Genomic DNA, 10,439 nt, shown 5'->3' on the forward strand with positions numbered 1-10,439 from the left:
GCAAAATAAGATACAACAAAATTCTATTTTGCAATTCTGAAAGCAGCTTGGCGAAAAAGCCCAAAGGGACTTTTTTGACAAGATGAACCGCGCTGCCGGAAATGAACCGGCAGCGCGGTGATTTTAGAATAAACAAGAGAAACAATAATTGTCGGGAGCGGCGATTCGTATACACTGCCGATAAAATGGTATGCACCAATTGCGTCCGTAGCGGCGCTCACTTCGCAGCCGTTGGCGGCTTTGCCGCCTTACAGATGCGGCGTGCCCCTTGCGGGTTGTGAGCGCCTAAGGCAGCTGCGGGTATTGCAGTGGTGATTCGGCGGCGCAAGGCTATCAGAATTGTCATTCCGAGGAGCGAAGCGACGTGGGAATCTCGCAGTACCTGGCTGGATCATAGGAAAGCCTCGGCGAATTCGCAGGCTATTGCGTGAGATTGCCACGTCGGCCGTTGGCCTCCTCGCAATGACAAATCTGGAGGCTTCACGCCATAGAATCCATGCGGCACATGCTGCCAGCCTGCAAGGCGCTCAATGAGCGCCGCTACAGACGCAATCGGTGCGTACTGTTTTAACGTCAGCCTGTACCGGTCGGCAGTACCGCGCCGGGCCCGGCTGTCCGCTCCCCTACAATGGCATGTGCGGTCAGTGGCGCTTAATCCCATTTTTCCGCCAGCAGGAAATCGCGGAGATTCCGGTGCTTGATGCCGTCGCGGCTGCGGTCAAATTCGTCCAGCGAGACGACATATTTTGGGAAATTGTCCCGGATCGCGGCATATGCGCCGAACTCGCGCTCGATCGTTTCGTCTGTGGCCAGCAGATACGTCACCTGCACATAGAGCTTCTCGGCGCGCTTTTCGCAGACAAAATCGATCTCCTTTTCGCCTGTTTTGCCTACTGTTACGGTATAGCCGCGGCGCAGCAGCTCCAGAAACACGATATTTTCGAGGATCAGGTTGATGTCCCGCAGGTTGCCGCCGAACACCGCCTCGCGGATGCCGTGGTCTGCAATGTAATACTTCTCATTTGTGGAAAGAACCTGCTTGCCCTGCAGGTCCTGCCGCTTGACCTGATAGAACAGATAGGCGTCGCAGCAGTATTTGAGATAGTTCAGGATCGTCTCCGGCGCGACATTCCTCTGCTCGTTCTTCAGAAAACGGGAGAGAGAGGACGCGGAGAACGTCGTGCCGACATTCGCCATGACGTAGGCAAGAATGCGCTCAAGCAGGTCGACATCGCGGACCATATTGCGCTTGACGACATCCTTGAGCTGCACGGAGTTGAACACGTCCGTCAGGTACTGGCGCGACGGCTCTTCGGCGTATCGCAGGTTGGCAAGATAGGGCATGCCGCCTGCAAGCAGGTATTTCTGAAAGGCCTGCTGCCCAGAGGCCTCCGGCGCGATCGTCCGGTACAGCTCCAGAAATTCCGCAAACGAAAACGGATAGATGACAAACTCAACATAGCGGCCGCCAAGATAGGTCGCAAGCTCGCCGGAGAGGAGCTTTGCGTTGGAGCCTGTGATATAGATGTCGCAGTCCAGCGCCACGCGCAGGGAATTGACGCACTTCTCCCACTCCTGCACCTCCTGAATCTCATCGAAGAAGAGATAGGCCTTTCCGGGGATCGCTGCCGCGCGACGTAGAATTTCTGCGTGCAGGGCCTCTGCGCGGCACAGCGGCGCATTGCGCAGGTCTTCAAAATTCAGCGTGATGAATTGTTCCGCACCGACGCCGGAATCCAGCAGCTCCTGCTTCACCAGCTCGAGCATGACGGACTTCCCGCAGCGGCGGATGCCGGTCATCACCTTGATCAGTTCGCCGCCGATAAACGGACGAATGCGGCGCATATAGGATTCTCGCTTGATCAATTGGCAGGCCTCCCTTCGTGGCTTGTCTTATTTTATCAGAGTGTAAGTGAAAAAACAACCGAAATTTAGATTTTTATCAGTTATAACTTTCAAAATTTTGATAGAATTGTAAGAGCGGAGACAGCCGTGCCCGGCACTGCACTTGCGATTCGCACAGGCTGCCGATAAAAACGTAGAAACCGATTGCGTCTGTAGCGGCGCTCACTGCGCAGCCGTTGGCGGCTTTGCCGCCTTACGGATGCGGCGTGCCCTTTACGGGCAGTGAGCGCCCTGTACGGGGCTATTCCACTGCATGAGGGCACTGGTGCACCGCCGCACCACCCTGATGTGTCATTCCGAGGAGCAAAGCGACGTGGGAATCTCGCAGAACCCGGTCGGATCACAGGGTACTTCTGGCGAAAACGTAACTGCCTTCCCGAGATTGCCACGTCGGCCGTTGGCCTCCTCGCAATGACAAATCTGGAGACTTCACGCCATAGAATCCATGCGGCACATGCTGCCAGCCTGCAAGGCGCTCAATGAGCGCCGCTACGGACGCAATCGGTGCACATCGTTAATTGTCAGCCGGTGCGCAGGGGTGGCTTCCTAACCTAGCCTTCCTCCCCACGCAGGTTGGCGAAGAAGGCGCTGCGGGCGGCGCTGCGGTAGCTGCGGCTGATGGGGACGCGGAGGCCGCCGGTCAGGACGAACTCGTCCTTCTCCATGGCGGTGATGTGCGAAAAATTCGCCCAGTAGCTCTGGTGGCAGCGCAGGAAGACACCGTCCGGCACGGCTTCCAGCAGGGCGGCGGGCGCGGCGGTGACCAGCTCCTCGCCGTCCGTCAGCACCACGCGCGTTTTGCGCAGGATGCGCTCGAGGAAGAGCACGTCCGTGACCGGCACATTGCGGTAGCCGTGCGCCGTGGCCAGCTGCAGGCTGGCAGGCGCGGCCGTCTCGGCCAGCGCGGCGCGCAGGGCGCTGCCGATGCGCCGCTCCAGTTCCCTTTTCAGAACAAAATAGACATGGCGCGTCTCATAGACATCCGGCGCATAGGAGAGATAGGCCGTCAGAAAAATGACGGCGCAGCCGGGAACGAGCGTATTGAGCCTTTTTGCCAGCTCGATGCCGTCCATGCCCGCCATGCGGATATCCAGCACGGCCACGCGCGGGGCATAGCCCTGCTGTGTCACGGCGGCCAGCAGGGCAAGCGGGGTCTCGAAGCAGCGGGTGACCGCCTGCGCCTCACAGCGCCGGATGGCGGCCTGCGTCTGCCGCGCATGCAGGAGCTCGTCGTCACAGATCGCAATGGGGATCATGCCGCCGCCCCCTTCAGAAGAAGGCTGGCCGTGCATTCGCCGCCGGACGGCGTGAGCGCGTAGCTGCCCTCATAGGTCTCCGCCAGCGCGCGGAGGATGTGCGAGCCGATGCCGCGCTCCAGCTCCGGGATGCGGCGGCTGTGCCGTGCGGGCGCGGCCGGGGCCGGGTTGCGGACCTCGATGCACAGGAAGCCGCGGTCCATGCGGGCCGAGAGAGAAAGACGCTTCTCTCCGGCGTCGCGGCAGGCCTCGGCGGCGTTGTCGAGGAGGTTTCCGAAGGCGACGACCATGTCGGCGTTGCGGATGCCCGTCTCCGCGGGGATGCAGACCTGCAGCTGCAGGGTATAGCCCTGCGCGCGCAGCTCCTCCGTGCGGGAGAAGAGAAAGGCGTCGACAACGGGGTTCTCGCACGCGCCGAGATCGGAGCGGAAGCGGCAGGCCTCCGTGACCTCGGCGGAATAGGCGGCTGCCTCGTCATACTGCCCCTCCTGCAGCAGGAGCTGCATGGTATAAAGATGGCTGGAAATGTCGTGGCGGATGCGGCGGATGTTCTCATACTGCGCCGTGAGGGCGGCATAGTGCTCGTTCTGCCGGTCGATCTGGCGGGCGAGCAGGTCGTTGCGCGCCTTCAGCTCGCTTCGCTGGGCCATGCCGCGGATGGCGGTGAAGAGCAGGGCGTCGGCCGCCGTGCAGATGGCCAGCGCCAGCAGCAGCATCAGCACGCGGCGCAGGATGAAGTCCGTGCGCAGGAAGATCACCCACCCGTAGATCAGCAGATACTGGCTGGCGGGAAAGGCGAGGTACAGCGCCCATTCGCGGCCGGACAGGCGGTTCTGGTAGCGGTTCATCAGCAGCGTGAACAGGAACATCAGAAGGCCGTCCGTCGAGAGGAAGATGGCGTAGACCGCCAGCTGCACGGGGATGGGCTGGAACGTCAGGCCCTGCCGGAGCTGCTCCGGCGTCAGCAGCCACGAGACGGACAGCAGGTCCGAGCCGGCCATGGCGACCAGTCCGGCGAAGGCGCACAGGAGAGATTTATACCACTTGTCGCGGAACAGGACGATGGGAGTGAGCGGGAAGGTGACGAGGCCGAAGAGCATCCGCTCGGCGTCGGCGTAGGGCATGAACTTCGTCGGGATAATGTACAGCAGGTAGCCGACCGTGAGGCCGAGCAGCGTAAAAGGCCACGAAAAGCGGCGCGTGAGCACGCGGCAGTACATCACTGCGAGGATGAGGTAAAAAATGGTATTCGCGGCAAGCGACAGGGGCGTCAGGCGCATCATGGGGCATCCCTCCGGAACAGATGTGCGGATCATGCCGGAAAAAGTGCGGATCATGCACCAAAAATCCCGGAATTTTCCACTTTTTTCTATCATACAGCAAAATCCGGCCGGATGCAAGAGAAATCGGAAACGGGAGGGGAGAGCGCCTGCAATTTGCGCTGGCCGGGATGACCTCTGCAGGCTGCTGTTTTTTTGCGGATTGCGCAGATATCTGCGGTATGGTATAATCGGGTCAAAACAGCACAAATTCTGCCGCCGGCTGCCCGCTTTCGGACGGGGCGGGCGGACTGGGGGACATATCATGCAGAAACCGTTATCGCCGAAGACACTGGAAAAGAGATACGCCGAGCTCGGCCTTTCGGATGAGAAGCTGCAGCTGCTGCACACGTTCTTCCGCTGCGTGTCTAATTTTTACGGCGTTCTGCCGGTGTCTCATGCATGGCAAGTTTTCAAGCACTACGAGGGCCTGCGTGTCCACAAAAAGGATTTTGTTGCGTTTTCCGGTGTTGCGCAGCGGGATGCATCGCTTCCGTACGCCATCTACGAGCTGAGGGAGCTCTACAGCGACGAGCCATGGGGCGACCCGCTGGATCGCGCGATCGTAAACAAGGATATGGTCATGCACGGATATTACCGTTTCCTCTACGTTTACAATACGCTCGAAAATCAGAGGTGCCAGTCATTTCTCGTGCCGGATCAGGAGATATTCTTGTCCTTTGCGGAGGATCGGTTCTATCTCACGCCGCAGGGAAAGGCCATGGTGGACTTTATCGGCGGCCTGCGGGCCGGCGGAACGCAGCGCAGATGGAACGGCGAGGTCATTGGCCCGATGCTGGACCTGAATGGAGAGCCCGCTCTGGGAAAAAGGCTGTCGGGACTCCTGTACCGTACCCAGAGCGAAGAGTTCGAGATCGATATCTCCAAACGCGAGTCGGAAAAGCGGAGGCTGGAGCGCGAGTCCGCCGCCCTTGCTGCGGACAAGGTGCTGCGGAGAATGCGCGTTGATATCATGACGGGATTCATGGAGCCGGACGAGGAATTCGACCTCCAGGTTCGGATCCTCAATGAGGACTACGACGTACAGCTGTCCAAAAAACAGACGGACAAGTTCCGCAGACTGTTTATGGATCTGTATCTCCAAAGCAGCCTCTGGCAGCTCGGCGGCTGGACGGCCGTGAGTCTGTTCTATAGCGGCGCTGCTTACGGACCGGAACGCCGTCCGACCAGCGAGAAGGTGCGGAAGGCGACGCCTCCGGACGCGGACAAACTGGTGGAACTTCGGGGCAGGCTCGGCCCGGACTGGCCCAAGCTGCCGAAAAGCTGATATGGAAAAGTATGCCCCGGCGCTGAAAACAGCGTCGGGGACGTCTTTTAAGCGGCCGATTTGTCTGACGTGTCATTGCGGGGGGCTGGTGCACCTCATGCTTCCCTGATGTGTCATTGCGGGGCCCCAAAGGGGCCGTGGCAATCTCGGGAAGGCACTCGCAGTTTGCAGGCTGCCGATTAAAACGTACCAGCCAATTGCGTCTGTAGCGGCGCTCACTGCGCAGCCGTTGGCGGCTTTGCCGCCTTACGGATGCGGCGTGCCCTTTACGGGCAGTGAGCGCCTACGGCAGTTGCGCGTATTGCAGTGGTGATTCGGCGGCGCAAGGCTATCAGAATTGCCATTCCGAGGAGCGAAGCGACGGGGGAATCTCGCAGTACTTGGCCGGATAATTGGGTACTTCCGGCGAAAACGTAACTGCCTTCCCGAGATTGCCACGGGCGCGAAGCGCCCTCGCAATGACAAATCTGGGAGCCGTTGCCATTTTAACGGTGGCCCGTTCGAGTCTGCAGCATTGCGCCGGGCCCGGCTGTCCGCTCCCCTACATTGGCCGGTGCAATTCGGCAGTGCCTTCCCGAGATTGCACCCCAAGGGCACTTCCTCGCGCTTCGCGCTCAGGGCGCCACGTCGGCCTGCGGCCTCCTCGCAATGACAAATCTTTGGCTTTCACCGTTTTATCGGCGGTCTGCAGTGGTCGGCAGCGCTGTGCCGGGCCCGGCTGTCCGCTCCCCTACAATGACTTCCCTATTATATGGAAAGGGCCGTGACCCGTTCCTTGGGCCACGGCCTTACAAGATGGAAACCAGATGAAGCACGCAGTCGGCGTTGGCTTATCCGCAGATATTTCCGCGGCATCGCCGGCTGCCTGAGCGGAACGGGGCGTACCCCGTCTCTGTACAAAAATGATATCATATCGGCAGCGGGAAATTGTGAACAAACTATGAAAATAGCCAAAATAGTTTTCACATGTTCTCCGCTTTTCGTCGAAATGACGGGATATCAGCTGACGAGCCGCGCCTCGAGCACGACGGGGTTGTGATCCGTCACTGCGAACTCGGCATCCTGCGTGCGGACGCTGACCGGCTCGACATTCGGGCTGAGGATAAAGCCGTCGATGACATAGAACTGCGTGCCGGAGCTTCCGGCGCTGTAGGGCTGGTTCAGCAGGCGGCAGGTCGGCGCGGCGCTGTCCCAGGCATACCGCCAGCCCGCAGGCAGGTCGCCGAGCGTGCCGGGCGTCCAGTCCGCGCCGGAGGCGATGGGATAGCGGTCCGTGCCGTCCGGGAAGCTCTGGTTGAAGTCGCCGCCCGCGATGACATAGTTGCCCTTGGCATACTCGTCCTGCAGGATCTGCAGGAGCATGGCCGTCTGGGCCTCCTTGCCCTCGCCGTCGTCATAGGCCTCGAGGTGCAGGTTCACGAGCACGAGCTCCTGCTCCGAGCCGTCGATGGGGATGCGGGTGACGAGCAGACAGCGCTTGAGATTGGCGATGCGCACCGGCCACGAGAACGGGCACGGCAGGCGGTAGCGCGTGGCAGCCGTGATGTCGTAGCGGCTGTAGGTCGCAACACCGGAGTGCACGCGGCCGATGGGCTCCGTGACGGGATAGGGCACATAATCGCAGGAATAGTTCAGGGCAAAGCGGCTCTCATAGTCCTCGAGATCGAATTCATACTGCCGCCACTGGTCATAGCCGTAGCTGCGCTTCGAATCCGTGTCGACCTCCTGAAGCATCACGAAGTCGGCGTCCGCACCGCGGATGAGGTCCTCGATGCCGAGCATATTCTGCCGCACGGTCTCTGCATCGGACGGTCTGACGCCCTCGCCGCCGTCCATGAAGAAGTCCTCCCCGGCGTCCAGCCCGCCGTAGCCGGTATTGAGCGTCAGCACGCGGACGGTCTGGCCGCCCGTGAGCTTGCTCTCGCGCAGGACGTTGCCGCGCTGTGCGTCCTCGGCATAGGCCGGGCGGTATTCCGTGACCGTGAGATAGCCGATGCCGCCCGCCGCGACGATGGCGACGGCCAACACAAGGAACAGGAAATATTTGACGATCTTCCGGACGACCCGGCCGCGGCGCTTCGGCTCCTGCGGGACCTCCGGCTCGTCCTCGGGTCCCGGCTCGTCGTCCGGGCGCAGCTCCGGCAGGCGCGCCGAGCCCTCGAGCGGATCGACGGGATCCGGCAGCACGCGCGTGCGGTCAAGCTCCTCGTCCGGCGTCAGCTCCGGGATATCATGTTGCTGCAATGTGCTCGCCTCCTTGCTCTGCGGCGGCGTGATAGGTCAGGCCGCGCGGATAGAAAAATCGGATGCTCTGCGGCGCGATTTCAAACGTGACGTCGCGGGACATCATGAGCTCGCCGTCGAGATTGATCTCGCTTTCGCGGTCGCAGCGGATGTGCACCCGCCTGCAGCGGAAGTGGCGGATGAGCTCCGGCAGCTGGGCATAGTGCCCGGCCTTGTATTTGCCGATGACACGCAGCATCGTCGCGCGCGACACGTCGCGCACCAGCAGCACGTCGAGCAGGCCGTCGTCCGGCTCCGCATCGGGCACCGGGTTGAAGCTACCGCCATAATACCGGCCGTTTGCAATGCACATCAGCGTCTGATTGCCGTCAAAATGCTGCCCGTCCACGTCGACGACATAGTGCTCGTGGATGCCGCGGATAAAATTCACGCCCGTGGAGAGCAGATAGGCGCCCGTCCCGCTGACAAGCGGCAGGCGCTTATAGCGCCCGATTTCCGTTCCGATGCGGGCATCGAAGCCCATGGAGCAGATGTTGACGGCGTAATTCTGCCCGTTGCAGCGGATGAGGTCGAATGTGGCCTCCTCGGCGTCGAGCAGGCGGGGCAGGGAGCGGAAGGCCGCCGGATCTGAGAAAATTTTGATGAAATCGTTGCCGGAGCCGCCGGGAAAATGCGTCACGGCGGCGTTGGCATGGCCCGCCGCGCCGTTGACGACCTCGTTGAGCGTGCCGTCGCCGCCGCAGGCATACAGCCGGACCGGCTCGCCGGAGGAAGCGGCGGCCTGCGCGATATGGGTGCAGTCACCGGGGGCACGCGAGACGAGAATCTCATAGTCCAGCCCCTCGCAGGCCGCGCGGATCGTCTGGGTAAATTCGCCCGTCCGGTCATATTTTCCGGCAGCGGGATTGATCAGAAATACATGCCGCAAGCGTCTGCGCCCCTTTCAGAAATACATATAGACATTGCACTGCAGGCGGCCGTTGTAGAGCTTGCGCTTTTTCGTGGCCTGCTTGCCGAAGTAGTGCTCAAATTCCGGCTCGGAGGAGATGATATATTTTTTCCACCCGTCGGCAAAGCGCAGGTGGCGGCCGAACTGCCGCATGAGCTGCTGCGCGCTGCGCTGCTCGAGCATACGCTCGCCATAGGGCGGGTTGCAGACGATGACGCCGCGGTCGCACGGCAGGCTCTCACGGGTGGCGTCCGCCTCGCGGAACTCGATGTATTTGCTCACCCCGGCCTTCTTTGCATTCGCAATGGCGATGGCAAGGCTGCCGGAGTCGATGTCCGTGCCGAGAATGCGGTATTCCCCGCGGAACTCCGCCGCGCGCGCGGCCTCGCGGGCCTGCGTCCAGATATCCTCCGGAATGCAGGACCAGCTCTGCGCCGCAAATTTGCGGGCAAGGCCCGGCGCGCGGTTCAGCGCGGCCAGCGCCGCCTCGATAACGATGGTGCCGGAGCCGCAGAACGGGTCCCAGAAGAAATCGCGGCCGCGATAGCGGGCCAAATTCACCATGGCGGCGGCCATGGTCTCGTGCAGCGGGGCCTCGTTGCCCACGGCGCGGTAGCCGCGCTTGTGCAGGCTGACGCCGGAGCTGTCGAGGAAGACCTCGCACAGGTCCTTCATGATGGAAAAGCGCAGCTGGTAGGTCTCGCCGGTCTCGGGCAGCCACGTCAAGCCGTAGTGCGCGCCGAGATGGTCGACGGCGGCTTTTTTGACGATGGACTGGCAGTCCGGCACGGAGTGCAGCTGAGAATCAAGGCTGTAGCCCTTGACGGGGAACGCGCCCTCGCGCGGGACGAAGCGCTCGAGCGGAATGGCCTTCACGCCCTGATACAGCTCCTCAAACGACCGCGCCGGGAAGCGCGCCAGCAGGATCATGACCCGCTCGCCCATGCGCAGCCCGATATTCGCGCGTGCCAGCTCGGCCGCGCCGCCCGTGAAAAACACGCGGCGATCCTCGACGCGCACATCCTCCATGCCCATTCGCCGCAGCTCGTCGCCCACGAGGCCCTCAAGGCCAAACAGGCACGGCACGGCCATTGTCCAACGTTCCATTGCGTATCCTCCCGCCCAAATTCGAGCGATTTTTCCTCATTATTTTTATGTTCTATTATAACCGATAGCAGGACCGATTGCAACGGCCAATATTCCCCGCTGCCCGGCGCAGAAAAAATTGAAAAAACATGAAATCAGGGCTTGACTTTTGTCCGATTTTGCAACTAATTATATATGCGCTTTGACGCACGGCAAATAGCGGGTTTGTGTAATGGTAGCACACCGGACTCTGACTCCGTTTGTGAGGGTTCGAATCCTTCACCCGCTGCCAAAAACCGGTTGTCCATTGGACAACCGGTTTTTCTATGGTTTTTGTATTTTTTAGACTGTCAAAGAATTGTCAAGCCAAAATGTTACGGAGGGAAGAAAAG

At 60.9% G+C, this 10,439-nt stretch carries 7 protein-coding genes and 1 tRNA gene; 2 read left to right on the plus strand and 6 right to left on the minus strand.

All coding sequences use genetic code 11. The features are described 5' to 3' along the window. Positions 1-651: 651 nt before the first annotated feature. From ACMKFF_RS07895 to ACMKFF_RS07905, 3 genes are all read right to left on the minus strand, one after another. Complete coding sequence (locus ACMKFF_RS07895) at positions 652-1,866, minus strand: ATP-binding protein (RefSeq protein ID WP_419496592.1); 1,215 nt, start codon at positions 1,864-1,866, stop codon at positions 652-654. A gap of 590 nt (positions 1,867-2,456) precedes the next feature. Beyond that, positions 2,457-3,161 (minus strand): LytR/AlgR family response regulator transcription factor, encoded by a 705-nt coding sequence (locus tag ACMKFF_RS07900; protein WP_419496593.1) that lies wholly within the window; start codon positions 3,159-3,161, stop codon positions 2,457-2,459. Further along, complete coding sequence (locus tag ACMKFF_RS07905) at positions 3,158-4,498, minus strand: sensor histidine kinase (RefSeq protein WP_419496594.1); 1,341 nt, start codon at positions 4,496-4,498, stop codon at positions 3,158-3,160. The genes ACMKFF_RS07900 and ACMKFF_RS07905 overlap by 4 nt, the downstream gene beginning before the upstream one ends. 247 nt (positions 4,499-4,745) lie before the next feature. Between ACMKFF_RS07905 and ACMKFF_RS07910 the strand changes: the two genes are divergently transcribed. After that, positions 4,746-5,768 (plus strand): hypothetical protein, encoded by a 1,023-nt coding sequence (locus tag ACMKFF_RS07910; protein ID WP_419496595.1) that lies wholly within the window; start codon positions 4,746-4,748, stop codon positions 5,766-5,768. A 999-nt stretch (positions 5,769-6,767) separates the two neighbouring features. On the opposite strand, the gene ACMKFF_RS07915 is transcribed toward ACMKFF_RS07910, so the two are convergent. From ACMKFF_RS07915 to ACMKFF_RS07925, 3 genes are read right to left on the minus strand one after another with little or no spacing between them, the layout of a single operon-like run. Continuing rightward, on the minus strand, positions 6,768-8,012 hold the full coding sequence (locus tag ACMKFF_RS07915) for an endonuclease/exonuclease/phosphatase family protein (RefSeq protein WP_419496596.1): 1,245 nt from the start codon (positions 8,010-8,012) through the stop codon (positions 6,768-6,770). Then, positions 7,999-8,940, minus strand: coding sequence for a diacylglycerol/lipid kinase family protein (locus tag ACMKFF_RS07920; RefSeq protein ID WP_349135164.1), 942 nt, complete (start codon positions 8,938-8,940; stop codon positions 7,999-8,001). Before ACMKFF_RS07920 ends, ACMKFF_RS07915 begins: the two co-directional genes overlap by 14 nt. 15 nt (positions 8,941-8,955) lie before the next feature. Continuing rightward, a complete protein-coding gene (locus ACMKFF_RS07925; RefSeq protein WP_419496597.1) occupies positions 8,956-10,068 on the minus strand; it encodes a THUMP domain-containing class I SAM-dependent RNA methyltransferase in 1,113 nt (370 codons plus the stop codon). 197 nt (positions 10,069-10,265) lie between these two features. Between ACMKFF_RS07925 and ACMKFF_RS07930 the strand changes: the two genes are divergently transcribed. Next, positions 10,266-10,339, plus strand: a tRNA-Gln gene (locus ACMKFF_RS07930). The last annotated feature ends 100 nt before the right edge of the window (positions 10,340-10,439 follow it).

Source organism: Faecousia sp., from assembly GCF_048519415.1.
Taxonomy (GTDB): domain Bacteria; phylum Bacillota; class Clostridia; order Oscillospirales; family Oscillospiraceae; genus JAZOXB01.